The following is a 26,587-nucleotide window of genomic DNA, read 5'->3' on the forward strand; positions in this document are numbered from 1 at the left end:
GAAAGGTGGTTCAGCGGCCGATGATGATCGCTCGCTGGCGAATACTGCAGAAATGCCGCTTCCTGCAGACGACATTGTTACGAATGATCTTCGAGAGGACATTCGCGTCGGCGACCTGCTGTATCCCGCGGAGGTGCGTAGGGCTTCGAATGGCGTTGGCGCTGGCGTTCTGGTGACCGTTCCCGATGTGGTTGCTGTCTCCGGAGAGGGCAACGGCCGGCGCGCCGCGGAGAACCTGTTCCGCTTCCGCATCGGTGGTCATCGACATGCCGAGAGTCGCGGCGAGGCCAAGGCCGATGAGGGCGATGGGGCGGCACGCTGTATTCGCTCTCATAAGCCCTTCCTTTCACAGACGCGCTGGACGGAACGCCTCTGCGGAGTCAGCCGTTACGCGAAGGCGGAACTCTCGGTGTCCGGACATCCGGTGCGTTCGGCTACCTACCCGATGCCCCGGTCGGGAATGCGCTGAGCCGACTCTCGTTGCAGATGGTTACCCCCGCTTTGCCGCTGAGCGGTCGACCGGGTGACGGCGGATCCGGAGGCGGTCACCGGGCAGCCGGCGGTACGGGCGGACCATCCCGAGGACCGTCAGCGCGGCGACGGTGAGGAGACAGAGCCAGGCGAAGGCGTCGCCGACCAGGTCGTACACGGTCGTCACCCCGCGCGTCGGCACGTCGGCCACCATCGTCTGCCGGTCGGTCGTGAAGTAGCCCGCGGTGGCGAGGACGTTACCCCGGTCGTCGAACGCGGCGGACAGTCCCTCGGCGTCCTGGCGGACCAGGGCGTACCCGCCTTCGATCGCGCGCAGGGCGGCCTTCTCGGTGTGCGGCCGCCCGTACTCCCGCCAGTCGTGCGCGGGGACGAGCATGATGTCCGTGCGGACGCGCATCAGGTCGGGGAAGTCGGCGTCGTAGCAGATGACGTTCGCGATCCGGCCGTACGGCGTGTCGACGACCGGCACGTGCCCGTCCCCGGGAGTGAACGTCTCCGAGCCGGGAATGGGGTGGGCCTTCTGGTACGTCCACAGCACCGTGCCGTCCGGGCCGATGAAGACCGTCTCGTCGCGCCCGTAGGCCGGGGCGGCCGTGCTGTACACGCCGAGTCCGATCTCCAGATAGACGCCCGACCTGCGCGCCTCCTGCCGTGCCTTCGCGATGGCGGCGGACTCGTCCGCCTCCAGTGTCCTGACGCCCTCTTCGGGCCAGACCACGATTCTGGCGCCGGCCCCGGCCTCGCGGCGGGTCGTCGCCAGCAGGTCGTCCTCCACCGCGGTCATGGCGGGCCGGAGTGCCGAGGGCGGGGCGGCGGCGACGTCACGGCGACCGCCGGGCATCCGCTGGAGCGCCGCCTGCAGGGCCTCGGTCGCCTCCCGGCTCGGGCTGACCCCCGCGATCCGGACCGTCGCCCCGCCGCCGGGCGAGAACGCGAGCCGCGCGCCGCCGCCGAGGAGGATCGTGGACAGCACGGCCCCGTACACGACGGCGCTGCGGGCCGACCGCAGGGAGGGCCGCTCCCAGCACCGGTTGACGGCACTGGCGGCCCAGGCGATCAGGAAGCCGATGCCGTACGAGCCGATGATCGAGGTGACCTGCAACAGCGGCAGGTCGCCGTACTGGGTGACGGCGCGTGAACCGTACGCCGTGCCGAACGGCGACAGCAGCGTGATGAGGAACTCCGACCCTGCGATCGCCGCGGGGAACGTCAGCACCGACATCCACGGGCGTAGCCGGCCGGCGAGCAGCCGGTCCAGCAGGAACGGCAGCGTCTGCACCAGGCTCAGGCCGGCCGCTCCGGCGATGATGACGGCGTTGAAGCCCATCGCCGACTCGTCGATCCAGAACACGGCCGCGGCGAGGTTCGCGAGCAGGATCCACGGGGCCGCCGACCACGCGCGGCCGGTACGGGCGAAGCGCAGCAGAAGGACCGGTGAGATCCAGGCGGCGAGGGGGATGTCCCACCGGCCGCCGACCGCGAACGGCATCGCGGCGGTTCCCAGGATGAGGAGCGCGTAGCGCGCCCACGTCGGCGTCTCGCGCCGGGCATCGTCCATCTCGTGACTTCCGTTCCACGGGGATTCGTCCGCACGTCGTGCGGGAGCGCCGTTCACCGGCCGTGCTCAGAACGCTATGAGCGCCCGTCCGCCCGCCGCCTCGTCCTCGTCGCCGATTCCTCGCCGATCCGCGCAACTTTGGATGCGTCCGCCAGGAAGAGTACGTGACCTCGAGAACGGCATACCGTTGCGGTCAGAGATGACGACCTCCATGACGGCCGGCCTGCGCCGGACACGCGAATGGCTGACCGACAGGCCGTGGCTGACCGACCTGGCGCTGGGCGGCGGGCTCACCGCGTTCGACGTGGTGACGTTGTCGGCCAGGACACCGGCGCCGAGCGTGGTGGGCCTGGCGCTGTGGGGGCTGCAGACCGTTCCGCTGTTCTGGCGGCGGCGCCACCCGCGCCTGGTGCTGACGGTGATGACGATCGCCTTCGCGGCGTTCGAGGCGGCCGATCCGGTCCCGGGGAAGACGCCGGGCCCGTACTTCCTGATCTTCGGCGTGTTCGCGGTCGCCCGCCGGGCTCCGGCACGGGTGAGTCTGGCGTGGACGCTGCCGGCCCTCGCCGTCGCGGTGACGGCGGACCTCCTCACCGGCCGGTCCGGGCCGCCCCGTCTCGACTCCCTCGAGCCGATCACCGCGACGACCTTCGTCGCGTACCTTCTCGTCGCCTGGCTCCTGGGGTACGGCGCGCGGCGGATCGACCTCGACGCCCGCCGGCTCCGGGACCTCAACGAACGGCTCCGCGCCCAGCAGGAGATCAACGCGCGTCAGGCCGTCGTCACGGAGCGGGCGCGCATCGCCCGCGACCTGCACGACGTCGTCGCGCACCACGTCAGCGCCATCGCCGTGCAGGCGCGCTCCACCGAAGAGATCGTCCAGGACGATCCGCGGCTCGGCCGGCGGGGCGTGGCGCGCATCGCGGAGACGGCCGACACCGCGCTGGTCGAGATGCGCCGCATTCTCGGCCTGCTCGCCGCCGAGCCCGAAGGCGTCGGCCCGGAACCGTCCCTCCGCAACGTCGACCGCCTCATCGAGGCGGCCGAGGCGACCGGCTGCCGCGTCACCGCGGCGCTCGACGCGCCGGCCGACGCGGTGCCGGCCGCGATCCAGGTCTCGGCCTACCGGATCCTGCAGGAGGCCGTCACGAACGTCTTCCGGCACGCCGGTCCCGTCGACGTCCGGGTCGCGGTGCGCGTCGACGGCCGCCGCCTGACGATCGAGGTCGAGAACGCCCCGGCCGCCGCCGGCCACCGGCCGGTCCCGGGGTCCGGTCGCGGGCTGCTGGGCATCCGCGAGCGCGTCACGGCCTTCGACGGGACCCTCGACGCCGGTCCGCGCCCGCTCGGCGGGTGGCGGGTCCACGCCACGCTTCCGCTCCAGGGGATTCGATGACCATCCGGGTGCTGCTCGCCGACGATCAGGAGATGGTACGGGCGGCGCTGCGGGCCGTCATCGATCGCCGCGAGGACCTGTGCGTCGTCGGGGAGGCCGCCGACGGGGACCAGGCGGTCGACGCCGCGTTCCGCCTGCGGCCCGACGTCGTGGTCATGGACGTCCGCATGCCCGGGACGACCGGGGTCGAGGCCACCCGACGCATCCTCACCGAATGGGCGTACGAGGACGCGCCGCCACGGGTCCTCGTGCTCACGACCTTCGACCTGGACGAGTACGTGCACGCCGCCCTGCGCGCCGGCGCCTCCGGCTTCCTCCTGAAGAACAGCCCGCCCGACCAGCTCGCGCACGCGATCCGGGTCATCGCCGGCGGTGCGGCCATGCTGGCCCCGAGCGTCACGCACCGGCTCATCGGCGCGTTCACCGCGCTGCCCACCGGCCTCGTCCCCGGCACGCCCACTCCGGCGCCGGGCCACCGGGGACGCCTCGACGCGCTCACCGAACGCGAACGGGAGGTGCTCATCCTGGTCGCCCGCGGGCTGTCCAACGCCCAGATCGCGGACGCGCTCGGTCTCACGCAGGCCAACGTGAAGAGCCGCGTCAACCGCATCCTCACCCGGCTCGGCCTAGAGAACCGCGTCCAGGCCGCCATCCTCGCCCGGGACGCGGGCCTGATCCCGCCCGGGCGGTGAGGCGGAGGCTCCGCCGGTGGCAGCGCGGCGGAGCCTCCGCGGCGCCCGCTCGTCGAGGACGACGGCGGCCCGGCCGCACCGGGACCGCCGTCGTATCGCCGATCAGCGGGACAGGATGTGGTCGCGGGCCTCGGCGTACCGCTCGCGGATCGCCGGGACCGCGTCGGCCTCGTACGTCTCCAGGCCTGCGCGCTCCCAGCGCGGCGGCTCTGCCGCGCCGGACAGCGCCCAGGCGGCCTGGACGGCCGCGCCCTCGGCGACGTACTCGCCGGTGGGCGGGACCAGCACCGGCCGGCCGAAGATGGTCGGCGCGATGCGGCGTACGGCCTCCGAACGGGCGGCGCCCCCGATGAGCAGCACCCGGTCGACTCGCGCGCCCTGGGCGAGCAGCGCGTCCAGCCCGTCGGCGAGGCCGCACAGCATGCCCTCGATCGCCGCGCGGGCCAGGTGCGCCGGGGTGGAGGTGGCCAGGCGCAGGCCGTGCACCGAGCCGGTGGCGTCCGGCCGGTTCGGCGTGCGCTCGCCCTCCAGGTACGGCACGAGGACGAGGCCGTCCGCGCCGGGCGGCGCGGACAGGGCCAGCCGGGAGACCTCCTGGTGGTCGGCGCCGAGCAGGGCCGCGGCGGCGTCGAGCACCCGGGCGGCGTTCAGCGTGCAGACCAGCGGCAGGAACCGGCCGGTCGCGTCGGCGAAGCCGGCGACGTCCCCGGCCGGGTCGGCACACGCCTGCTCCGCCGAGGTGAACACCGTCCCGGACGTGCCGAGCGACACCGCCACGTCACCGGGCCGCAGCCCCAGGCCGAGCGCCGCGCCCATGTTGTCGCCGGTGCCGGCCGACACGAGCGCGCCGGACGGAGTCCGGCCGGCGGCCTCGGCCGGGCCGAGCACGCGCGGCAGCTCCGGGACCCGGCCGAGCGCCAGCTCCAGGAGGTCCGGCCGGTACTCCCCGGTGGCCGGGGACCAGTAGCCGGTGCCGGACGCGTCGCCCCGGTCGGTGACGAACTCGCCGGTCAGCCGCCACGTCAGGTAGTCGTGCGGCAGGCACACCGACGCCGTGCGGGCGGCGGCCTCCGGTTCATTGCGCGCCAGCCAGCGCAGCTTCGTCACCGTGAACGACGCGACGGGCACGCTGCCGACCGCGTCCGCCCACTTGGCGGGCCCGCCGAACTCCTCGACGAGGTCCCCGGCGGCGCCGGCCGAGCGGGTGTCGTTCCACAGCAGCGCCGGCCGGACCACCTCGCCGGTCTCCGACCGGCACACCATGCCGTGCTGCTGGGCCGCGACGCCGATGGCGGCGACGTCGTCCAGACCGCCCGCCGCCTCGGTGGCGCGGCCGAGGGCGTCCCACCAGGCGGCGGGGTCGGCCTCGGTGCCGTCCGGGTGCGGCGCCTGACCGGCGCGGACGACCGCGCCGGTCTCGGCGTCGGCGACGACGACCTTGCAGGACTGGGTCGACGAGTCGACCCCCGCGACGAGGGTCATCGGGCGCCGAGGATGTGCTCGACGGCGAGCTGGTCGAGGCGGTCGTAGTGGTAACCCCGCTCGGCGGCGGCCTCGACGTCGAAGTCGTCCTGGGCCAGGGACTCGTAGGTCTCGCCCTCCGCGAGGGTCGGCACCGCGAGCTGGTCGGCGCGCGAGGCGGTCAGGGTCTCCTGCACCTCCGGGTCGGCGCGGAACGCCTTCGCGCGCTCCCTCAGGATCAGGTAGGTGCGCATGTTCGCGGCGGCCGAGGCCCACACACCGGAGATGTCCTCGGTGCGGGAGGGCTTGTAGTCGAAGTGGCGCGGACCCTCGTAACCGCCGTTCTCCAGCAGGTCGACGAGGAAGAAGGCGCTCTTCAGGTCGCCGTGGCCGAAGACGAGGTCCTGGTCGAACTTCGGGCCGTGCTGGCCGTTGAGGTCGATGTGGAAGAGCTTGCCGTGCCACAGCGCCTGGGCGATGCCGTGGACGAAGTTCATCCCGGCCATCTGCTCGTGCCCGACCTCGGGGTTGAGGCCGACCATGTCGGCGTGCTCGAGTGAGCCGATGAACGCCAGGGCGTGGCCGATGGTGGGCAGCAGGATGTCGCCGCGCGGCTCGTTCGGCTTCGGCTCGAGCGCGAAGCGGATGCCGTAGCCCTTGTCGGTGACGTAGCCGGCGAGGGTGTCGATGGCCTCGCGGAACCGGTCGAGGGCGACCCGCACGTCCTTGGCGCCGTCGGACTCGGCGCCCTCGCGGCCGCCCCAGAAGACATACGTCTCGGCGCCCAGCTCGGCGGCCAGGTCGAGGTTGCGCATGACCTTGCGGATGGCGTAGCGGCGGATGTCGCGGTCGTTGGAGGTGAACGCGCCGTCCTTGAACACCGGGTGGGTGAACAGGTTCGTCGTCGCCATCGGGACTTTCAGGCCGGTCTCGTCGAGCGCCTTGCGGAAGGCGGCGATCGCCTTGTCGCGGTCCGGCTCGACGGCGAGGAGGTCGTCGTCGTGGAACGTCACCCCGTAGGCGCCGAGCTCCGCGAGCCGATGGACCGACTCGACCGGGTCGAGCGGCGCCCGCGTCGCGTCGCCGAACGGGTCGCGCGCCTGCCAGCCGACGGTCCACAGCCCGAAGGTGAACTTGTCCTCAGGGGTGGGTTCGAACATCTCGTCTCCTCATTTCGTACATGCTCTGGACTAATTAAAACCCGTAGGTGCCCGGTGTCAACAGGGGGGAGGCTGCATGATTAGTCTGTGAACATGCGAAATGAGATCATGCCCGTCCGGCACGGCACCATGCGGGCCCGTAACCTGGCCGTGGTGCTGGGCGAGATCTCCCGTCGGCAGCCGGTCAGCCGCGCTCGTCTCGCCGACGTCACCGGCTTCACGAAGACCACCGTATCCAGTCTCGTCGCCGCGTTGAAGGCCGCGGGCCTGGTCCGCGAGGACGGGCCGGTGCGTGACGGTGAGCGCGGGCGTCCCGCCACGGCCGTGTCGGTCAACGGCGACCGCGTCGCCGGCCTCGGCCTGGAGGTCAACGTCGACTACCTCGCCGCCTGCGTGCTCGACCTAGGGCGGCGGATCCGGCACCGGCACATCGTCGCCGCCGACAACCGGGGACGCGCGCCCGAACGCGTCATCGGCGCGCTGACGGACCTCGCCGAGCGGGCGATCGCCGCGGCGGGGGACCAGGGCCTCACCGTCGCCGGCGCGGTGGTCGCGCTCCCCGGCACGCTCGACCGGGCCGGCGGCCGGGTGCGGACCGCACCGAACCTCGGCTGGCACGACGTCGCGGCCGGCGACCTCCTCGCCGCCGGCCTGCCGCGGCTCGCGCTGCCCGCCGACCAGGACAACGAGGCGAATCTCGCCGCCCTCGGCGAACTGTGGTTCGGTGACGGCCCGGGACTCGGTTCGTACGTTCACGTCTCCGGCGAGATCGGCGTCGGCGCGGGCCTCGTCGTCGACGGCCGGGTGTTCCGCGGCGCGCACGGGTTCGCCGGCGAACTCGGCCACGTCGTGGTCGACCCGGCCGGGCCGCCCTGCGCGTGCGGCGGCCGTGGCTGCCTGGAGCAGGTCGCGGGCCAGGAGGCGATCCTGCGGGCGGCGGGCATCCCCGACACCGTCGGAACGTCCACCGCCGGACCCGACGGGCCGCTCGCCGCGCTGGTCGCGCTGTTGCGCGACGGCGACGAGCCGGCGCTGGCGGCGGTGCGCAGGGCGGGGGAGGCTCTGGGTCAGGCGCTGTCCGCGGCGGTCAACCTGGTCGACCCGGACACGATCGTGCTCGGCGGCATCTTCTCCGCGCTCGCCCCGTGGGCGTCCCCGGCGGTCGAGGAGGCGCTCGGCGCCGGCACCGGCGTCGTACGGCACGCGGCCCTCCGCCTGACCGTGTCCCGCCTGGGCGGCGACGCCGCCGCGCTGGGTGCCGCCGCGCTCGTCGTCGAACGGATCATGAACGACCCCGCTCTCCTCATGGAGGCGCCGGCGCGGCCGCACGGACGGTGATGACGTTGATCCGGCGTTGTCACCGGATTGTTACATGAGCGGCTTGTTTCCATTTTGTGATCATTCGCCGGACAACCCGGTGCTGAGGGGTCTCGTCCTCTTTCCCGCGTGAAGATCACGCGATTCACTCATCGACCCAAGGTGATTACTTTGCGACGTATCACCCTCGGCATCCTCAGCGCTTCGGCGGCGATGTGCACGCTCACGGCTGTGCAGTCCGCGGCGCTCGCCGACGCGCCGGTCGCGCACGCCGCACAGGCACGCCTCGACCTGCAGCCGATCTACTTCGACGCTTTCAGCGTCTCGTACGATCCGTTCGCCAATGTGACGGTGAACGGGGGGCTGCGCAGTGATTCCGCCATTTACAGCGCGCTGCCGCTCACGATCGAGTATTCGTCCGACGGAAAGACCGGCTGGACCGTCAAGAAGAACGTCACGGCCGACAGCGGCGGCAACGCCTTCAACGCCACGTTCTACTACGGCCGGTCCGGCTACTGGCGGGCCCGGTTCGCCGGTGACGGGACCTACCAGGCGGCGACGAGCCCGGTCCGCAAGGCCTGGCGCTGGCGGACCGAGATCCACAAGTTCAAGGTCTCGCCGAAGAAGGTGCGCAAGAACCACTACGTGACGGCGAGCGGCAGCCTGATCCGCTGGTTCAGTGACACCAGGCACGGCGGCTACTCCGGCCGGAAGGTGCGGATTATCTTCCGGTTCAAGGGCAAGAAGACCTGGTACCACCTCGCCTGGGCCAAGACGAATGGCAAGGGCAAGTTCTCCAAGAAGGTCCGCGCGTACGGCAAGGGCTATTACGCGGCGGAGTTCGAGGGCGGCAGCGGAACCTTCGCCTCCGAGTCGTCGAACACGCCGTACGTGAAGACCTATGGCCGCACGGGCGGGTCCGTCATCGCGCAGGCGCTTCCGGGGCCGGTCGTGAACCGGACGCCGGCGCTGTCCGGGCCCTTCCTGGCGGGAGGCTCGGCGGCCGCTCGCCGGGACTGACGGGCGGAGTCACCGCGCCGGCCGGGCGCCGACCACGGGTCGGTGCCCGGCCGGCGTGATTCCGGGCCAGTTAAGATTCGACGAAACCCGGAATTTGACGCTGATTTATGTAGAATTTACGGGTGACCGCTCCGCGACCCACGCTGACTCGACGGCACGCCCTGGGCGAGACGAGCGCGCGTTCCCTGCTGCTGACCCTCCTCGGCGAGTTCGTCCTGCGTTACCAGGAGCCGGTCTGGACCTCCACCCTGGTCGAGGTCCTCGACGAGCTCGGTGTGGAGGAGAAGTCCGCCCGGCAGGCGCTGGCCCGCACGGCCGCCGACGGATGGCTCACCTCCGAGCGCGTCGGGCGGAGCGTCCGCTGGTCCCTCACCCCTCCCGGGCAGCAGCTGCTGACGGAGGGCGCGGCGCGCATCTACGGCTTCGTCGCCGAGGCCTCCGCCTGGGACGGCGTCTGGCTCATCGTCTACGTCTCCGTGCCCGAGTCCAAGCGCCGCCTCCGCCACCAGCTCCGTACGAAGCTGAGCTGGGCGGGCTTCGGATCGCCCGGCCCGGGCATGTGGATCGCGCCGTCCGCGGCGCGCGAGGCGGAGGCGCGGTCGGTCATCGAGGGCCTCGGGCTGCAGACCGGCGCGATGTCCTTCACCGCGCGGTTCGCCGGGGTCGGCAGCGAGCGCGCGATGGTCGAGCGGGCATGGGACCTCGACGGGGTGGCCGCCGAGTACGAAGCGTTCATCGACGAGTTCAGCGCCCTGCGCCCGGCCTCACCCGAGTCGATCCTGCTGGCACAGGTGCGGCTCGTACACGAGTGGCGCCGTTTCCCCTTCCTGGACCCGCGCCTGCCGTCGGCCCTGCTGCCGGCGGGCTGGGTCGGCGCCCAGGCCCGCGAGCTGTTCGACGCCCGGCACGGCGAGTGGCACGCCGTCGCGCAGCGGCGCTGGCGCGAACTCGCCGCCGGCTGACCCGCCCGTGGAGCTTCGCCACCTCGCGCGGTCCTCGACGGCGGCTCACCGTACCGTGTCCCGCTGTGCGGGCAGCGCCTCCTCGATCATCGCGGCGCACGCGGTCAGCGGGTCCTCCCGCGATCTCTACGTAGCCCGAAAGGTATGGACATCCTCTTCAAGATCATTCATGTTGATGATCAGTAAGTGCCCCACCTACCGAGGGAGAGGATCCCGATGGCGGCAGTGAAGAGCAGTGTCAAGCAGGTCCGCTACGTGATGGGCGCCATGACCGCGGTGTTCTTCGGCAGCTGCAGCACCTCCTGATGCAGCGGCGGGTGGAGGGACGCGTCCCCCACCCGCCGTCCGTCTCCCGTGGACGACCGAAGGAGGTCAGGTGATCGAGGCCGGGATCCGCCAGGTACGGGTGGCGCTGGCGATGGTCTTCGGACGGCCCGTCAACCCGCGGCTGGTCGAACGGCTCATCGGGGACGCGCTCGCGACGATCGAGGAGTTCGGCGCGCCGGGAGACGACGTCGAACAGCTCATCGACGGCCCGTTCGCCGACCCGGCCGAGCGCCGGGACCTGCAGACCCGCGCGCTCCAGCGGACCGCGCGCCGGCTGGCGAAGCGGTCGGTCTTCTACCGGGAGCGTTTCGCGGCCGCGGGCGTCGATCCCGGCGCGCTGACCCCGGACTCGCTGCGGAACGTCCCGGTCACCCGCAAGGCGGACCTGGTGGCCCGGCCGCGCGACTTCATCTGCGGGCGACCCCAGATGGTCACCCAGACGACCGGGACGACCGGCGCGCCCGCCCGGGTCTGGGTGTCCCGGTACGAGATCGAGCTGTGGCCCGCCCTGATCGCCCTGTCGCTGCTGCTGCGCGGTGAGGCCCGGCCCGGTGACTGCATGCAGGTGAACATGAGCTCACGGGCGACGGCCGCGGTGCAGGAGGACGTCGAGGTCTTCCGGCTGCTGAACGCCGCGACCCGGGTGGTCGGGCAGGTGCCGCCCGACGAATCCCTCGACCACCTCCTGGACACCGCGGGCGTCACACCCACGCTGCTGAGCGGCTACCCCAGCTACATCGGCCAGATGGTGTCCGCGGCGCGCCGCCGCGGCCTCGGCCCGGACGACTTCCGGCTGCGCGGCGTGTACCTCGGCGGAGAGGTCCTGTCGCCCGCGCTCGCGCGGGCGGTGCGCGAGACCTTCGGCGCTGACCAGGTCGCCGACACGTACGGCATGACCGAACTGCTGCCGGTCGGCGGCCGGACCTGCCGCCACCACCACCTGCACCTCGACCCGAACATGGGGTTCGCCGAAGTGCTCGACCTCGAGACCGGGGAGCCCGCCGAGCCCGGCCGGCTCGGCACGCTCGCCGTCACGCCGTACTTCCCCTACCGGGAGTGCATGCCGGTGTTCCGCTACGACACCCGCGACGTCGTACGGGCGCTGCCCGAACGGCTCGACTGCGAACTGGCCGCCGTCCCCGCCGTGTCCCAGGTGCTCGGCAAGGCGAACCGGCTGCTCGACACGGCGGCGGGCCTCGTCACGCCGCGCGACGTCGCCGAGGCCCTCGACGAACTCCCGGGCGCCGAATGGCCGGTGCGGTACCGCGCCGAGGTCGTGGACGGCAAGCTCCACGTCACCGTCGTCGCGGAGCACGCGTCCCCAGTGGACGTCACCGAGCGGCTGGGCGCCCGGCGGATCGACGCCGTCGCGGAGGTCGTGCGCCTCGGGCCGGAGGAGGCCCGCGCGCTGTGCCCGCTCCGCTGCGACCTGGAGGAGAAGACGTTCGTGCGGGGTGCCGCGTGAGCGCCGGGGAGACGCTGTTCCTCGCGGGCGTCGACTGCGCGTTCGCGCTCGCGGTGCCGCTCGGCGCGGTGCTGTACCTCCGGAGGGTCCGCGTGCCACGGCCGCCGGTCGGCACGTTCAACGGGCGCGACATCGCGGTGATGATGGGGTTCGTCCTCGCGCTGCCGTTCCTGTACCTCGCGCTGCCCGGCGCGGCGCTCCCGGCCGTGCTCGGCCTGGTCTTCGCCGGTGGCCTCACGGTCGGCTACCAGCCGATCGTGGCCCGAACCCTTCCGCGCTGGGCCGCCATCCTGGCGCTGCTCGGCGCCGACCTGACGAGCCGGCTGCTGCTGGGCGGGAACTCGCCCGTCTACTGGCTGGCCAACAGCTGCGTCGTCGGGCTGATCGTCGTGTCCGCCACGAACCTCAACGTCCAGGGCGGCATGCGGCTGCGGAACATCGCCTGGTTCATCCTGCTCCTCGGGCTGTACGACCTGACGTTCGCGACGGTCCTGCCGCTCACCCAGCGGCTCGCCGACGCGATCCAGGGATATCCGTTCGCGCCGTCCGCCGGCCTGCGGATCGGCGGCCTCGGCGCGGTCATCGGCATGGGCGACCTGCTGGCCTACTCCCTGTACACGACGGCGGCCTACAAGGCGTACGGCGCGGCCGGGTTGCGCACGGCCCTGCCGCTGGTCGTCGTCTTCGGCGGGCTCGTGCCGGCGGTCACGCCCCCGGTCGTCGGCTGGCTGACCGGGCACACGCCGTCCCTGGTGCCCGCCCAGGTGGTGTTCGCCCCTGCGGCGTTCCTCGGGTACCTGGCGCTGCGACGGCGCGGCCCCGAACGCCGGATGCGGGAGTACCTCGCCACGGTCACGCTGCCGGCACCCGTGGTGGAACCCGCGGCCTGAGGGCCCCGGCCACCATCCCGCCCCCGGCCCCGGTCCGGGCTCGGGTCACGGTCGCCGGCGGCGTGCGACGCCCCGGGGAGGCGGGGCGGGCGGGTCAGGACCGGGTCTCGTCCAGGAGGTCGTGTCCGTCGCCGCCGAGGGGCGCCGGCGGGTGGCCGGGCCGGTCGAGACTCTCGCGGACGAGATACCGCTGGATCTTCCCGGTCGCCGTCGTCGGCAGCGACGGGACGAAGCGCACCGCGCGCGGCCGCTTGAACGAGGCGAGCCCCTCCCGGCAGTGCGCGACGAGCTCCTCGGCGGTCACGGCGGACCCGGGCGCGCGCACCACGGCGGCGACGGGCTTGTCCAGGCCGTCGCCGTCGGGCAGCGCCACCACCGCCGCCTGGGCGACGCCAGGGTGCTCCAGCAGCCGGGCCTCGACCTCACTGGGGGACACCCAGATCCCCCCGGCCTTGATCATGTCGTTGGAGCGGCCGAGGAACCGGTACGCCCCGTCCTCCTCGACGACGTAGGTGTCGCCGGTGCGCAGCCACTCGCCCTGGAACACCGCGCGGGTCACCGCCGTCCGGCACCAGTAGCCGGTGGCGATCGAGTCGCCGCGCACCATGAGGTGCCCCGGCGTGCCGCGCGGGACGTCGGCGCCGGCGTCGTCGACGACGCGCAGGTCGTATCCGGGGACCGGCACGCCGCTCGTGCCCGGCCGGACCTGGCCCGCGCGGTTGGAGATGAAGATGTGCAGCGCCTCGGTGGCGCCGATGCCGTCCAGGATCTCCACGCCGTACCGCTCGGCGAACCGCCGGAAGATAGGTGCCGGCAGCGGCTCGCCCGCCGACACCGCCGTACGGACCGGCGCGAACGTCTCCGCGGGCAGGTCGGCGGCGAGCAGCGCCGCGTAGAAGGTCGGCACGCCGAAGAACAACGTCGGGCGGTCCCGCCGCACGCGCTCGGCGATCAGCGTCGGGGTCGGCCGGCCGGGCTCGAGCACCGCGGACGCGCCGGCGGAGAGGGGGAAGAAGCAGGAGTTGCCGATGCCGTACGCGAAGAACAGCTTCGGCACCGACAGGCACCGGTCCTCCGGCCGGATCCCCAGCACCTGCGCGCCGTACGTCTCGGCGACCGACCGGATCGAGGCGTGCCGGTGCACGGCGGCCTTCGGCAGGCCGGTCGTCCCGGAGGTGTAGAGCCACAGGGCGCTGGAGTCGGGGTGGGTGTCGTACGGGTCGCCGTTGCCCTCGTCGCCGGTGACGGTGTCGAGCCGGTGACCCTCCGCCCAGGCGGGCGGTACCGGTTCCGCCGGGCCGCTCAGCAGGAACGCGGCGAGCTCCGGCGCGGACTGCGCGGCCTCCTCGGCGGGCGCGGCGAACTCCGGGCTGGCGGCCAGCACCCGCGCCCGCGAGTCGCGCAGCAGCTCGGCGAGGTCCTTGGCGGTCAGCATCGTGGACACCGGGACCGGCACGGCGCCGACGCGCATCGCCGCCAGGATGAGCGTGAGGAGGTCCGGGCCGTCGGCCATCGAGAGCATGACCCGCTCCTCGGGCCGTACGCCGAGTTCGCGCAGGCCGGCGGCCGTGCGCCGGACCCGGCCGAGCAGGTCCGCGTACGTCAGCGTGCCGCCCGGTCCGGTGACCGCGATCCGGTCGCCGTTCCCGGCCTCGACGTGCCGGTCGACGAGATGGGTGCTGGCGTTGAACACCGGCCTCACGCCCTCGGTCGGAGATGGACGTACGCGTATTCGAACGGCTTGCCGCCGATGCCGCTCTTCGTCGGCGCCGGGCACTTGGTGATCTTAGTCGCGTCCTGCCGGAGTCGCAGGGGAGAAGCGGCGAACGACCCTCCAAAATGTCAGTGTTCGAACGTATGATCGAACCATGGCCGAGAACGCGACGCTCGCAAGCCGTACCCGTCCCTCTCTTCCGGCCCCCGAGGTGGCGGCCCTCGCCCTCTCGCTCGCCCACCTGGGCGCCGGTCCGCAGGCCGCCACGGCCCGCCGGGCCCTGCGCCGCCTGTTCGACGACCTCGACCCCGCCGAGACCGCCGGCACGACACTCGACACCCTGGCCCGCCCCCTCGACCCGGCGACGGCGCACCGGGCACGGACCGCGGCGAGCGCGATCACCGCGCGGCTCGTGGTCCGGCTGCACTACGTCGACGCCAAGGGGCACGTCACGGTCCGCGAGGTGGAGCCGGTGACCTGCCTCGTCCACCGCGACCACTGGTACCTCGTCGGCTGGTGCCGGCTGCGCCGGCACATCCGTGCCTTCCGCTTCGACCGCATGCTGGCCCTCGAGGCCACCGAGATCCCGGCGCGCCCGCACCGCGCCGAGCGCTTCCTGCCGTTCCAGCCGCGCGCGACGCGGGCCGCCCACTGCCGCCGGTGACTCCGAGCTGCCGGTGTGGACGGGGCACCGTCCGGTTCGCCCGGACCGCCCGTCCACACCGGTGGCAAGGCCGTCCTCGCCCCGCGCCGGTCCTCAGCCGACCAGCTCGGCGCGGAGCTTCGTCTTCAGGATCTTGCCGGCGGGGTTGCGCGGCAGCTCTCCCTCGCGGAACCAGATGTGGGCCGGCACCTTGAACGCCGCGATCCGCTCGCGGAGGAAGTCCCGCAGCTCCTCCGGCGTGACCGTCATGCCGGGGCGAAGGCACACGACCGCACCGACCTCCTCGCCGAGCGCCTCATGCGGCACCCCGATCACGGCCGCGTCGGCGACCGCGGGGTGGTCGTACATGGCGGACTCGACCTCGGCGCAGTAGACGTTCTCCCCGCCGCGGATCAGCATGTCCTTGGCCCGGTCGACGATGTAGACGAAACCGTTCTCGTCGACGCGGGCCAGGTCGCCGGTGTGGAACCAGCCGTCGCGGAAGGACCGGGCGGTGGCCTCGGGGGCGTTCCAGTAGCCCTTGATGACGTTCGGCCCGCGGACGAGGAGCTCGCCGACCTCGCCGGTGGGCAGCTCCGCGCCCGCCGGGTCGACGACCTTCACGTCGCACACCGGGACGGGCGGGCCGACGCTGTCGGGGTGGGTCAGGTAGTTGATCCCGCTGTTGTACGTCGTCACCGCGGACGTCTCGGTCAGGCCGTAGCCGTTGCTCGGGACCCGGTCCGGGAGCAGCTCCTTGATCTTTTCGACCAGGGCGGGCGGCGCGGGCGACCCGCCGTACGACACCGACCCGAGGCTGGAGGTGTCGTACTTGTCGAACTCGGGGGACGTCAGCAGCTGCCACGCCATGGTCGGCACCCCGCCGAACGCCGTGACCCGCTCGCGCTCGATGAGCTGGAGGGCGCGTTCGGCGTCCCACTTGCGCATCAGGACGATGGTGCCGCCGAGGACCGCGCTGGCCACGAGCACGGTGTGGCAGCCGGTCGCGTGGAACAGCGGCAGGCTCGTCAGCGTGATGCGTTGCTTCGGGGTGGCCAGGTCCTCGATCCGGCCGCCCGCCTGCAGGCCGGCGGCCAGCATGGCGTACGCCAGGCTCAGGGTGTTGCCGGTGATGTTGCGCTGTGTTCCGAGTGCGCCCTTCGGGCGGCCCGTCGTGCCGGAGGTGTAGAAGATCGTCGCGTCGTCCTCCGGCCCGATCTCGGCGTCCGGGAGAGCGGTCTCGGTGACGTCGCCGAGCACGGGGTCGTACGCGTCGGCGCCGGGCGGCGGCGTCCCCTGCCCGCCGATGACGATGGTGGCGAGGCCGAGCCCGGGCAGGGCGTCCGCGACGCGGCCGGCGCGCTCCTCGTCGGCCACGAGCACGCGGGCGCCGCTGTCCCGCAGGCCGTACTCCAGTTCGGGCCCCGTCCACCAGGCGTTCAGCGGGACGACGACGGCGCCGATGGCCGCGGCGCCCCAGAACGCGACGAACCACTCGGGGCGGTTGCGCATGGCGATGGCGACCCGGTCGCCCTTGCGCACGCCGTACCGGTCGGTGAGCCGGCGCGCGAAGGTCGCGGCCTGCCGGAAGTGCTCCTCGAAGGTCAGGTGGTCGTCCTCGTAGGCGATGTACGTCTTGTCGCCATGCCCGCGGCTGTTCTCGAGGACGGCCCGCAGTGACGGGGGCGCGTACTTCCACACCCGGGTGCGTACGCCGCGGATGTCGACCTCGTCCATCTCGAACAGCTGCCCCGGCGCGGTGAGTTCGGCCCTGACCTCATCCAGACTCTTCATCGGCACCTCCGGACCGGAGCCTACGATCCGAACGCCATTCTAGAAAAGCCCCTCGCGGTGGATGATCTCAGTGTTTGCGCGCGACGCCCGCCCAGCAGACGGACCGGGCAGGGGTGTCCCGCAGCGGGCTCGACGCCTCGTCGGGGCGCCACAGCGGTGTCCACACCACTCCCGGCTCGATGAGCTCCAGATCCGCGAAGAACGCCTCGACCTCCGCGCGCGTCCGGATGTGGGCCGTGCTCGAGGTCTTGTAGTTGTCCTTGATGGCCGTCTCCACCCCGTCGTCGCCGTCGTCGGTGGCATGGGAGATCACCAGGTGGCTGCCCGCCGGGAGTGGCTTCATGAGCCGGCGGACCAGGTCGTAGGGGTCCTCGGCGTCGGAGATGAAGTGCAGCACCGCAACCAGCATGACCGCGACCGGCCGGTCGAAGTCCAGTAGCCGGCGCAGCGCGGGGTCGGCCAGGATGCCCTCGGGTTCGCGCAGGTCGTGGCGCACGATCGCAGTGCCGTCGATCCCGTGCAGCATGTCCCGCCCGTGGGCGAGCACGACGGGGTCGTTGTCGACGTAGACGATGCGGGCCTCGGGCGCGATCTCCTTGACGACCTCGTGGACCTGCCCGTACGAGGGGAGGCCGGTGCCGATGTCGAGGAACTGCCGGACCCCCGCCTCGGCCGCGAGGTGGCGGGCGGCGCGGCGGAGGAATCCGCGGTTCTCCAGGGCGGCGGCCCGCGCGCTGGGCAGGGCCGCCATGGTGTTCTCCGCCACGACGCGGTCGGCGGGATAGTGGTCTTTGCCGCCCAGGATGTAGTTGTACACACGCGCCGGGCTGGGAATGTCGGGCCGGAACTCGTCCTGCCGCTCGTTGTCCGTCACGGGGGAAGCCTCATCGCCGGTATGTCGGAGGCGGCCGATTCTTCCACGAACGTCCGTGCCCGGCGGCTGATCCGGGAAACCGCCGCCGAACACGGACGACCGCTGGGCTGCCACAGGAACGCCCACATCACCATCACATGCCTGGCCACGGCTGACAATGGGATTGCATCCAGCTATGGGATAGCATTGCGCCACGACGCTGAGGATGCAAGCCCATCGGGCAATGGGATTGCATCGCGGCGATCTCCGGCCGGTCGTGGAAGACTCGGGGGTCCGCCGCGAGGGAGGTCGAGGTCATGGCGAACGCTGGAGCGAGCGGCCCCACCGCGCTCCGCATCCTTCTCGGATCCGAGCTGCGCCGGCTTCGCGACAAGGCCGGAGTCGCCTCGGTCGAGGCCGCCAGGGCCATCGGCGGATCCGAGTCGAAGATCAGCCGGATGGAGCTCGGCCGCAGCGGCTTCAAGGAGGCGGACGTCGCGATCCTCCTGTCGCTGTACGGCATCACCGATGAGGAGGAGCGCGACCAGCTGCTGACCCTCGCCCGCCGCGCCAACCAGCCCGGCTGGTGGCACAGCTACGGCGACATCCTGCCGTCCTGGTTCCAGTCCTACATCGGGCTGGAGCAGGCGGCGGGCCGCATCCGCACCTATGAGCCGCACTTCGTCCCCGGCCTGCTGCAGACCGAGGACTACGCCGCGGCCGTCATCTCCCTGGGCGACTTCCCGCCCGAGGAGGTCGAGCGCCGGGTCGCGCTGCGGGCCACGCGGCAGCGGCGCTTCCGCGACGGCGCACTGCGGCTGTGGGCGGTCATCGACGAGATGGCGCTGCGCCGTCCCGTCGGCGGCCCCGAGGTGCTGCGCGGGCAGCTGGAGTACCTCATGAGCGTGGCCAAGCAGCCAGGGCTCACGCTCCAGGTCACGCCCTTCGAAGCCGGGGCGCTGCACGCCGCGCCCGGCGGCTTCACCATCCTGCGGTTCGCCGACCCGCAGCTGCCCGACGTGGTCTACGTCGAGCAGCTCGGCAACGCCCTCTACCTCGACAAACGCGAGGACGTCGACCGCTACACCCTCGCCATGGACCGCATCAGCGTCGTCAGTGCCACCCCCGACGAGTCCATCGATCTCATCGGCACGATCCTGGAGGGCCTCTGATGCGCACCGACGACCTGTGGCGAAAGAGCTCCAAGAGCACCCCGGAGGGCAACTGCGTCGAGGTGCGCGTCGTCGTCCGCTGAGCCGCCGGCCCGCCGAACACGCCGTATGACGGAAGTGGAGCATCGGATCACGCTCCGTGTACGGTGCGGGCCGTGGAGAACCTGCGGATCGGCGTCGTCGACATCGTCCACGACGACCAGACCACCAACGACCACCTGTCCTGCGCGGTGTGCACCTGGCGGCTCGGGGTGTCGCCCCGCGAGTACGCCCTGCGCCTCGCGCGCCGGCACGACGAGTCCCACCAGGGCGGACCGCGCCGCGCCCGCCCGAGCGGCGCCGCGCGTACGGGCTAGGAAGCGGCTTCGGCGGCGGGCTCGGCCGTTCGGCGGGCCAGGGTCACCAGGTCGTCGGCGCGCAGACCGGGCCAGCCGTGTACCTTCGCCCGCCACTCGCCCGGCACGGCGGACGCGCCGTACCGCGCGCCCAGCAGTGCCCCGGCGATGGCCGCGACCGTGTCGGTGTCGTTGCCCACGCGGACGGCGGTGACGAGGCCTTCGGTGAGGTCCGTGGTGCGGATGACCGCCGACCAGGCGGCCTGCAGCGCGGGCACGACGAAGCCGTTCGGGCTGAAGCGCCACGGCGGGCCGGTCTCCGCGTCGCGGAGCCAGGCCGCCCAGTGGCCCCGGCGCCCGGCGGGCAGCAGGTCCAGGCCCTCCCGGACGCCGTCGAGTGTCCCGTCCAGCACCGCCCGCCGTACGCCGGAGCACCACAGCACGCAGGCGTCGCCCGCCAGGTCGTCGAAGTGGGTCAGCGAGCTGACCAGCCGCGCCGCCTCCGCCATCGCCTGCGGATCGGACAGGGAGGACAGGGCCACGATGCCGGTCCGCATGAGCGAGCCGTTCCCGGCCGTGCGTCCCGTCTTGCGGTGCAGGTCCGCCGAGGCCTCCCGCATGGCGCGGGAGAGCCCGCCGGCGCGGGCGGTGGCCGCGAGCACGCCGGACGTTTGCAGCCCCACGTCGCTCGCGCCCTCGTGGAACCACCGCAGGAACCGCTCGGCGATGCCGTCGAGCGCCTCCTCGGAGCGCAGGTCGGCTCCTGACGCGGCGACCTCGGCCACGCAGACCTGCATCTGGGTGTCGTCGCTGTACTCGCCGGGCGCGTAGGGGCCCAGCCCGCCGCCGGCCATCTCCGGCACGGCGGTCTCCGGCAGGGGCTCGGCGAACTCGTACGGCACGCCGAGCGCGTCTCCGCAGGCCGCGCCGAGGAGCACGCCGGCCGCCCGGTCTCGCTGATCACTGGTGAGCATCATGAGTACGGACGCGCCGGCGGCCCCGGTGGTTCCGTCGATCATCCGGCGGAGCCGGTGAGCCGGGCGACCTCCCGCTCGTGCGCCTCGGCGTCGGCGCGGGCCGCCTTGGGGCTCCACCGGCCCGCCAGCGGCAGCATGAGGAGGACGAAGGCCACCTCGGCGGCGATGCAGATCCACCACCAGTGCTGCCACTGGTGCGGCGCGTCGGCCGCCGCCTTCTTCAGCTCGCCGAGCTCGTGCAGCAGCGCGGGCGGTGGGGGAGTGCCGGGCGGCACCTTCTTGGCCGCGGCGAGCACCTCGGGCGCCCGGGTCAGCGTGTCCATGGCGCCGACGACGTACGGCAGGACGAAGTAGGCGACGCAGACGACGATGCGCAGGATCCAGCCCCAGACGGCGAGGCCGGTGGCGGTCAGCGCGGGGTTGCGCCGCTCGACCGTCTCGGTGAACGCCGCCATCCACGGGGTGTACGCCACGCCGAGGCCGACGGCGAGCAGGCTGATGATCCAGATCAGGGTCGACGCGCTGGTGTGCGGATGGGTCGTGCGGGTCATGAACACGTACGTCATCACCACCGCGAGGACCGTGCCGCCCACCATGAAGGGCTTGCGCACGCGCAGCCGGTCCGACACGACGCCGACGATGACGAGGGAGACCGCGTTCATCGCCCAGTACCAGCTGTTGACGCCGTTGGCCTTCGCGGTGGTCAGGCCGAAGTTCGTGGTCAGGTAGATGGTGAAGAACGCGACCGCGGTGTAGTAGATGAGCAGGAACACGCTGACCCCGAGCGCCGGGGCGAGGATGCTCGGGCGCAGCATCTGCCGCCAGGGGTTGCGCAGGTCGGCCTCGCGCTCGGCGGTCTCGGCCCGCGCCTCGACCAGCGCGCGGTCGGCCATGCTCACCATCACCTGGTCGCGCAGTCCCGGCCGCAGCTCCCGCAGGCCGAACAGCGCGACGGCGAACGCCCCGAGCCCGACGACGCCGACGATGTAGTACTGGCTGGACCACGACTCGTCGAAGTGCGGCAGGGTGCGGTTGGCGACGAAGCTGACGACCAGGCTGCCGATCACCGGGCCCAGCGTCCAGAATCCCATGGCCGAGGCGCGGCCGATCTGCGGGGAGAAGTCGCGGACGAGCGCGGGGGTGGCCACCAGGCACATCCCCTCGACGAGGCCGGACAGGATGGCGAAGACCGCGAAGGTCGCCTTGTTCGGGGCGGCGGGCGTCAGGATCGCGAGGAGCCCGGTGGCCAGCAGCCCGTACGTCACGAGGTTGGCGCGGCCCCACCGGTCGGCGACACCCGCGGCCAGCGACCCGAAGGCGCCGACCAGGTTCGACAGCACCAGGATGTTCACGTAGTAGAGGAACGACATCTTGAAGTGCGCGAGCATCAGCGGGGCGACGCCGCCCGCGACGTACAGCTCGTAGTACAGGACGATCGTGACGAACACCGCCACGGCCAGGTAGCGGTAGCGCGCGGCGGTGTCCGGGTAGCGGTCGAGGCCGCGCCGCCACAGTCGGTCCGGTGAGAGGCCGGACGGGGTCGTCGTGGGATCGGTGGGGGCCATCGCCACCTCGTTTCCTGCGGGGGCCGACACGGGCGAAACGCTCCGGAGCGCACGCGGCACCCCGCCCCCCGAGGACCCGGATGAGCTGTGCCATCCTGGTAAATGAGCGTTCATTCACATGATTGAGATCAATTAGTACGCTCGGGTCGGGCGGCCGTCAAGAGGAGCCGTCACGGGGAGGAGCGAGGCCGGTGACCGAAACGGATCTGCCGCTCGGGGGGTCGCGCGTCCAGCGCCGGCTCGCCGGGGCCGCGGTCGAGCTGTTCTACCGCCAGGGCGCGCTGGCGACCCCGGTCCGGCAGATCACCGAGGCGTGCGACCTGACGCCCGGCGCGCTCTACAACCACTTCGGGTCCAAGGACGAACTGCTGTACGTCCTCGTCCGCGACATCCACCTGCGGCTGGAGGACGAGGTGACCGCGGCGCTGGAGGCCGTCGCGGGCGACCCGGTCGAAGAGCTGCGGGCGATCGTCGGGGTGTACGTCCGGCGGCACGCGGACCACCGGGAGACGGCGCGGGTCGCCAACCGGGAGTACCGCCTGCTCGGCGGCGCGTGGCACGACGAGATCGTGACCATCCGCCGGCGCCTGCGCGACCGCGTGGCCGACGTCCTGCTCGCCGGGCATGAGAAGGGGGCGTTCCGGCTGGCCGGTGACGCCGGCGGTGACGCCGGGGGTGACGGCCGGGACGCCGCCGTCCTCACCGCGGTCCCGATCCTCGACATGTGCGTCCACATCAGCGAGTGGTTCCACGACCGTCACCCGCTCGGCGCCGCCGAGCTGCAGGCCCGCTACGTGGAGCTCGCGCTGCGCATGGCAGGTGCCCGCACCGACTGATCGGAGGTCCTCATGGCGCGTCCGGCACCCGGTTCGCCGTTCTCGGCGGCGCCGCGGCGTGGAGGCAGGGCGCGGTCCGGTCCCCTCACCGGGCGCGCGCGGGTCAGCACCAGGGGCGGAGCTCGGCGTCCTCGAGGATCCGGCGCAGCTCCTCCTGGTCGGCCCGCCAGCCGACCAGGTCGTAGTAGCGCTCGGAGGGCTCGCGGGCGACGGGGACGCCGGGAGCGTGCGCGCGCATCGCCCGGGCCAGGCGGGCGGGGTGGTACCGCCAGCCGCGGGCCTCGGCGTGGACGCTGACGGCGAGCACCAGCTCCTCACCCGACGGCCGCCGGTCGAGCCGGCGGAGCCGGTCCCACGCGTCCAGCGGGAGGTCGTGACGAGAGACCGCCTCGTCCAGCTCGGCGAGGTGCCGCTCGGGCGAGCCCGGGGCGGTGGGATGCAGCCGGAGCCCGACGCACCGGACCGTGCCCTGCACGAACTCCGTGCGCCGCGAGAACAACACCAGCGCGCTCACCTCGTCCCAGACGAACCGCCGGGCGCCGTCCCGCGACGCGGCCAGGGTGATCCCGTACGCGTCGACGGCGAAGGCGACCCCGTTGAAACGCCGCGCCCGTGCCAGCCGCACCGCGCCGGCCGCGGTCAGCAGGACCGACGCGACCGCCAGCGCGAGGGGCGGGGGGACGCGGTCCGGATGCCCGCCGTGGAGGGCGTCGGCGATCCAGCGGATCGCCTTGCCGCAGAGGAGCGCCCCGGTCACCACCATGAGGACCGGCGGGAGACGCCGGAACCGCACGACGTACGGCGCCGGCGCGGACGCGTCCGGGAGCTCGGTGGTCACCGCGCCGATCCTCCGCCCCTGAGGTGAACATCCCCCGGCGCACTGTACTGCGCGAGGTCCGGGACCGCATGAGGTAGGGCGTGCCTCAGGTCCGTGCGCACGGACCGCCGGCGGTCAGGCGCCGAGCGGCGAATAGTCGGTGTAGCCGCGGTGGTCGCCGCCGTAGAAGGTCGCCGGGTCCGCCTCGTTGTACGGGCCGCCCGCCGCGATCCGCACCGGCAGGTCGGGGTTGGCGAGCCAGAGGCGGGCGTGCGCGATCGCGTCGGCCACGCCCTCGCGCAGCGCGTCGACGCCGGCCTCGGGCGATGCCGGGAGCATTTCCGTCCCGGGATGCGGGTTGAGGATGAGCGCGCCCGGCCACGCCGCCCGGACCGCCCGCGTCATCTCGCGGTCGCCGGCCTCCATCACGTGCAGGTACGCGAGGCCCAGCGGCGCGAGCGCGCGGGCCAGCGCCGGGTAGAGCTCCCCGGTGTCGGACTCGGTGATGCCGTTCAACGCCGCGCCGGGGGAGATCCGGATGCCGACCCGGTCGGGCCCGATCGCGTCCGCGACGGCCTCGGTGACCTCCACCGCGAACCGGATCCGGCCCGTGACCGCGCCGCCGTACGCGTCGGTCCGCCGGTTGCTGCCGTCGGCGAGGAACTGGTGGATCAGGTACCCGTTGGCGCCGTGCAGTTCCACGCCGTCGAAGCCGGCCTCCATCGCGTTCCGCGCGGCGGCCGCGTAATCCTCGATGGTCCGGGCGACGTCCTCGACCGTCATCTCCCGCGGCGTCGGGTGGTCGAGCATCCCGTCGGGCGTGAAGAGGCTCTGCCCGGAGGCGATCGCCGAGGGCGCGAGGGGGAGCGCGCCGTCGGGGTACAGGACCGGGTGGCCGACCCGGCCGGAGTGCATGAGCTGCACGACGATGCGGCCGCCCTTCTCGTGGACGGCGTCGGTCACCTTCCGCCAGGCCGCCACCTGCTCGGCGGAGTGCAGGCCCGGCGTGTCGACGTACCCCTGGCCGATCACGCTCGGCTGCGCGCCCTCCGTGACGATCAGCCCGGCGCCGGCCCGCTGCGCGTAGTACTCCGCGGTCAGCTCGGTGACGAGACCCCCGTGCGCGCGGCTGCGCGTCATCGGCGCCATCACGAGGCGGTTGGGCAGCTCCAGCGCGCCGAGCGTCACCGGCTCGAACAGTTCCCTCATCGGTGTTCTCCTTCATGTCTTCGCTGGTGGGAACGCTACGAGTCGGTGACCGGGGGCCGAATCAGTAATGTTTCGGTACTCGGCCACGTAGGTTTGTGGCGTGTTGTACGGGCGGGACGCCGAACGTGAGCGGCTGACAGGACTGATAGACGACGCGCGCACCGGCCGCCGGAGCGCCTCCCTCGTGCTGCGTGGAGAGGCCGGAATCGGCAAGTCCGCGCTGCTCGACCACGCCGCCGCCCACGCGTCCGGCGCGGCGCCCGGGGCACGGGTCCTGCGCGCCACCGGGATCGAGACCGAGCGGGACCTGGTGTACGCCGGGCTCCTTCAGCTCCTGTGGCCGGTGCAGGACCGGCTCGCGGACCTGCCGGTTCCGCAGGCGGCCGCGCTGCGCACGGTGTTCGGTTCCGGCGGCTACGCGGACTCCGGAGGGCCCGGTGGTCCTGGCGGCTCCGGCCGGGGAGACCGCTTCCTGACCGGGCTGGCCCTGCTGACGCTGCTGGCCGACCTCGCCGACGAGGGGCCCGTGCTGTGCCTGCTCGACGACGTGCAGTGGCTCGACGCCGCGAGCGTGGACGCCCTGCTGTTCGCGGCGCGCCGGCTGTCGGCGGAGGGCGTCGTCATGGTGTTCGCCGCCCGCGACGACGGTCTCGCCGGGCACGGCCTGCCCGAGATCGAGCTGTCCCGGCTCGACCGCGCCGACGCGGCCCGCGTGCTCGCCGGCCGGCGGCTCCCGCCCGACCGCCGGGCCCGTGTCCTGATCGAGGCCGACGGCAATCCGCTCGCGCTTCTGGAACTGGACGCCGCCGGGCGGCGGCACGACGGCGGGCACGGGCCGCTGCCGGTGGCCGACCGGGTGCTCGCGGCGTTCCGCGCGCAGATCGCCCGGCTGCCCGAGCGGACCCGGCTGATGATGCTCATCGCCGCGGCCGAGGCGCGCGGCCACCTGCCGACGATGCTCGGCGCGGCGGCGGCCCTGGGCGTGTCCCTCGACGACCTCGAACCCGCCGAGCAGGCGCGGCTGGTCGAGGTGACCGGCACGGCCGTCTCCTTCCGGCACCCCCTGATCCGCGCCGCCGCCTACCAGGGCACCTCGCTCGCCCGCCGCGTCACCGTGCACCGGGCCCTCGCCGACGCGGCGGCCGACCCGGACTGCCGGGCGCGCCACCGCGGCGCGGCGGCGACCGCGCCCGACGAGGACGTCGCCACCGCCCTCGAGGCGGCCGCCGTGCGCGCCCGCGACCGCGCGGCCGGAGCCGCCGCCGCGGCCCTGTTCCAGCAGGCCGCCCAGCTGACGCCCGACACCGGCGGCCAGGCCCGGCGCCTCACCGAGGCGGCCGGGGCGGCCCTGCTCGCGGGCGGCGCCGACCGCGCCGGCGAGCTCGCCGTGCGGGCCGAAGGGCTCACCGCGGATCCGGCAGCCCGCACCCGGCTGGCGCGAATCCGTGCCGCCGTCGAGTTCGAACGCGGCGACCCCCGGCAGGCGGCCCGCATCCTCGTCGCGCAGGACGCCGGCGACCGCCCGGCGGCCGCGATGCTCCGCATGGGAGCCTCGTACGCCTGGCTGTCCGGCGACGCGGAGACGGTCCGCGCCGCCGCCGGACGGTCCGCCGCCGCCGGCCGCCGCGATCCGCTGATCGAGGGCATGGCCCGTCTCGTCGACGATGACTTCGCGCGCGGCGTTCCCCTGCTGCGGGAGGTCCTCGACGGCGCGCCCGGTGTGCCGGGCGACCTCCGCCGTACGGGCCCGCCCGGCGCGACGGCCGAGGAGCCCGGCGCCCTGGTCGAGGCGATCAACGCCGCGCTGATCCTCGGCGACGACGAGGCGGCGATCCGCCTGGCCACCGCCGAGGTCGCCCGCTGCCGGGAGCGGGGCCGGATCGGCGAGCTGGCGGGCGCGCTGCAGCGGCTGGCCCACGCGCAGGTCCACGC

General features: G+C 73.2%; 23 protein-coding genes. 12 read left to right on the forward strand and 11 right to left on the reverse strand.

What is annotated here, in order from left to right; translation table 11 throughout:
* Window positions 1-10: 10 nt before the first annotated feature.
* On the reverse strand, window positions 11-334 hold the full coding sequence (locus NE235_RS32465) for a hypothetical protein (protein ID WP_252809801.1): 324 nt from the start codon (window positions 332-334) through the stop codon (window positions 11-13).
* Window positions 335-490: 156 nt separating this feature from the next.
* Window positions 491-2,050: a nitrilase-related carbon-nitrogen hydrolase gene (locus tag NE235_RS32470; RefSeq protein ID WP_252809803.1), complete on the reverse strand. Its 1,560-nt coding sequence runs from the start codon at window positions 2,048-2,050 to the stop codon at window positions 491-493.
* A 199-nt stretch (window positions 2,051-2,249) separates the two neighbouring features.
* Here NE235_RS32470 and NE235_RS32475 point away from each other — a divergent pair, with 199 nt between their 5' ends.
* Together NE235_RS32475 and NE235_RS32480 are read left to right on the forward strand one after the other, a co-directional pair.
* The gene (locus NE235_RS32475; protein WP_252809805.1) at window positions 2,250-3,446 is read left to right on the forward strand and encodes a sensor histidine kinase; all 1,197 of its coding nucleotides are present in this window, start codon (window positions 2,250-2,252) and stop codon (window positions 3,444-3,446) included.
* A complete protein-coding gene (locus NE235_RS32480; RefSeq protein ID WP_252809807.1) occupies window positions 3,443-4,138 on the forward strand; it encodes a response regulator transcription factor in 696 nt (231 codons plus the stop codon). The genes NE235_RS32475 and NE235_RS32480 overlap by 4 nt, the downstream gene beginning before the upstream one ends.
* 102 nt (window positions 4,139-4,240) lie before the next feature.
* Here NE235_RS32480 and xylB read toward each other — a convergent pair whose 3' ends face one another.
* Together xylB and xylA are read right to left on the reverse strand one after the other, a co-directional pair.
* On the reverse strand, window positions 4,241-5,620 hold the full coding sequence (gene xylB / locus NE235_RS32485; protein WP_252809809.1) for a xylulokinase: 1,380 nt from the start codon (window positions 5,618-5,620) through the stop codon (window positions 4,241-4,243).
* Window positions 5,617-6,759, reverse strand: a complete 1,143-nt coding sequence (gene xylA / locus NE235_RS32490) for a xylose isomerase (protein WP_252809811.1) — start codon at window positions 6,757-6,759, stop codon at window positions 5,617-5,619. The genes xylB and xylA overlap by 4 nt, the downstream gene beginning before the upstream one ends.
* A 93-nt stretch (window positions 6,760-6,852) precedes the next feature.
* Between xylA and NE235_RS32495 the strand changes: the two genes are divergently transcribed.
* From NE235_RS32495 to NE235_RS32515, 5 genes are all read left to right on the forward strand, one after another.
* On the forward strand, window positions 6,853-8,097 hold the full coding sequence (locus NE235_RS32495; protein ID WP_252809813.1) for an ROK family transcriptional regulator: 1,245 nt from the start codon (window positions 6,853-6,855) through the stop codon (window positions 8,095-8,097).
* Window positions 8,098-8,247: 150 nt separating this feature from the next.
* Window positions 8,248-9,096, forward strand: a complete 849-nt coding sequence (locus NE235_RS32500; RefSeq protein ID WP_252809815.1) for a hypothetical protein — start codon at window positions 8,248-8,250, stop codon at window positions 9,094-9,096.
* A gap of 122 nt (window positions 9,097-9,218) precedes the next feature.
* The gene (locus tag NE235_RS32505; RefSeq protein WP_252809825.1) at window positions 9,219-10,058 is read left to right on the forward strand and encodes a PaaX family transcriptional regulator; all 840 of its coding nucleotides are present in this window, start codon (window positions 9,219-9,221) and stop codon (window positions 10,056-10,058) included.
* 376 nt (window positions 10,059-10,434) lie between these two features.
* Complete coding sequence (locus tag NE235_RS32510) at window positions 10,435-11,850, forward strand: phenylacetate--CoA ligase family protein (protein ID WP_252809827.1); 1,416 nt, start codon at window positions 10,435-10,437, stop codon at window positions 11,848-11,850.
* Window positions 11,847-12,740, forward strand: a complete 894-nt coding sequence (locus tag NE235_RS32515; RefSeq protein ID WP_252809828.1) for a hypothetical protein — start codon at window positions 11,847-11,849, stop codon at window positions 12,738-12,740. Before NE235_RS32510 ends, NE235_RS32515 begins: the two co-directional genes overlap by 4 nt.
* A gap of 94 nt (window positions 12,741-12,834) precedes the next feature.
* Here NE235_RS32515 and NE235_RS32520 read toward each other — a convergent pair whose 3' ends face one another.
* Window positions 12,835-14,442, reverse strand: a complete 1,608-nt coding sequence (locus NE235_RS32520) for a benzoate-CoA ligase family protein (RefSeq protein WP_252809830.1) — start codon at window positions 14,440-14,442, stop codon at window positions 12,835-12,837.
* A gap of 166 nt (window positions 14,443-14,608) precedes the next feature.
* On the opposite strand from NE235_RS32520, the gene NE235_RS32525 reads away from it, so the two are divergent.
* Window positions 14,609-15,118 carry a helix-turn-helix transcriptional regulator gene (locus NE235_RS32525; RefSeq protein ID WP_252809832.1) on the forward strand — a complete coding sequence of 170 codons (510 nt, stop codon included), beginning with the start codon at window positions 14,609-14,611 and terminating at the stop codon, window positions 15,116-15,118.
* A 93-nt stretch (window positions 15,119-15,211) separates the two neighbouring features.
* On the opposite strand, the gene NE235_RS32530 is transcribed toward NE235_RS32525, so the two are convergent.
* A complete protein-coding gene (locus NE235_RS32530; protein WP_252809834.1) occupies window positions 15,212-16,891 on the reverse strand; it encodes a class I adenylate-forming enzyme family protein in 1,680 nt (559 codons plus the stop codon).
* Window positions 16,892-16,958: 67 nt separating this feature from the next.
* A complete protein-coding gene (locus tag NE235_RS32535) occupies window positions 16,959-17,765 on the reverse strand; it encodes an SAM-dependent methyltransferase (RefSeq protein WP_252809836.1) in 807 nt (268 codons plus the stop codon).
* A gap of 296 nt (window positions 17,766-18,061) precedes the next feature.
* Between NE235_RS32535 and NE235_RS32540 the strand changes: the two genes are divergently transcribed.
* The gene (locus tag NE235_RS32540) at window positions 18,062-18,916 is read left to right on the forward strand and encodes a helix-turn-helix domain-containing protein (RefSeq protein WP_252809838.1); all 855 of its coding nucleotides are present in this window, start codon (window positions 18,062-18,064) and stop codon (window positions 18,914-18,916) included.
* 155 nt (window positions 18,917-19,071) lie between these two features.
* Window positions 19,072-19,272, forward strand: a complete 201-nt coding sequence (locus tag NE235_RS32545; RefSeq protein ID WP_252809839.1) for a hypothetical protein — start codon at window positions 19,072-19,074, stop codon at window positions 19,270-19,272.
* Here NE235_RS32545 and NE235_RS32550 read toward each other — a convergent pair.
* Together NE235_RS32550 and NE235_RS32555 are read right to left on the reverse strand one after the other, a co-directional pair.
* Window positions 19,269-20,270, reverse strand: coding sequence for an ADP-ribosylglycohydrolase family protein (locus tag NE235_RS32550; protein ID WP_252809841.1), 1,002 nt, complete (start codon window positions 20,268-20,270; stop codon window positions 19,269-19,271). The genes NE235_RS32545 and NE235_RS32550 overlap by 4 nt on opposite strands.
* The gene (locus NE235_RS32555; protein WP_252809846.1) at window positions 20,267-21,793 is read right to left on the reverse strand and encodes an MFS transporter; all 1,527 of its coding nucleotides are present in this window, start codon (window positions 21,791-21,793) and stop codon (window positions 20,267-20,269) included. Before NE235_RS32555 ends, NE235_RS32550 begins: the two co-directional genes overlap by 4 nt.
* Window positions 21,794-21,984: 191 nt before the next feature.
* On the opposite strand from NE235_RS32555, the gene NE235_RS32560 reads away from it, so the two are divergent.
* Window positions 21,985-22,629, forward strand: coding sequence for a TetR/AcrR family transcriptional regulator (locus NE235_RS32560; protein WP_252809848.1), 645 nt, complete (start codon window positions 21,985-21,987; stop codon window positions 22,627-22,629).
* Window positions 22,630-22,732: 103 nt separating this feature from the next.
* Here NE235_RS32560 and NE235_RS32565 read toward each other — a convergent pair whose 3' ends face one another.
* The gene (locus tag NE235_RS32565) at window positions 22,733-23,467 is read right to left on the reverse strand and encodes a hypothetical protein (protein WP_252809850.1); all 735 of its coding nucleotides are present in this window, start codon (window positions 23,465-23,467) and stop codon (window positions 22,733-22,735) included.
* Between the two features lie 114 nt (window positions 23,468-23,581).
* Window positions 23,582-24,655, reverse strand: coding sequence for an alkene reductase (locus tag NE235_RS32570; protein ID WP_252809852.1), 1,074 nt, complete (start codon window positions 24,653-24,655; stop codon window positions 23,582-23,584).
* A 100-nt stretch (window positions 24,656-24,755) separates the two neighbouring features.
* Between NE235_RS32570 and NE235_RS37890 the strand changes: the two genes are divergently transcribed.
* Window positions 24,756-26,587: AAA family ATPase (locus tag NE235_RS37890; RefSeq protein ID WP_308206186.1), on the forward strand; the 1,832-nt coding region annotated here is incomplete at its 3' end.

The sequence above is a fragment of the Actinoallomurus spadix genome (genome assembly GCF_024055725.1).
GTDB lineage: Bacteria > Actinomycetota > Actinomycetes > Streptosporangiales > Streptosporangiaceae > Actinoallomurus > Actinoallomurus spadix.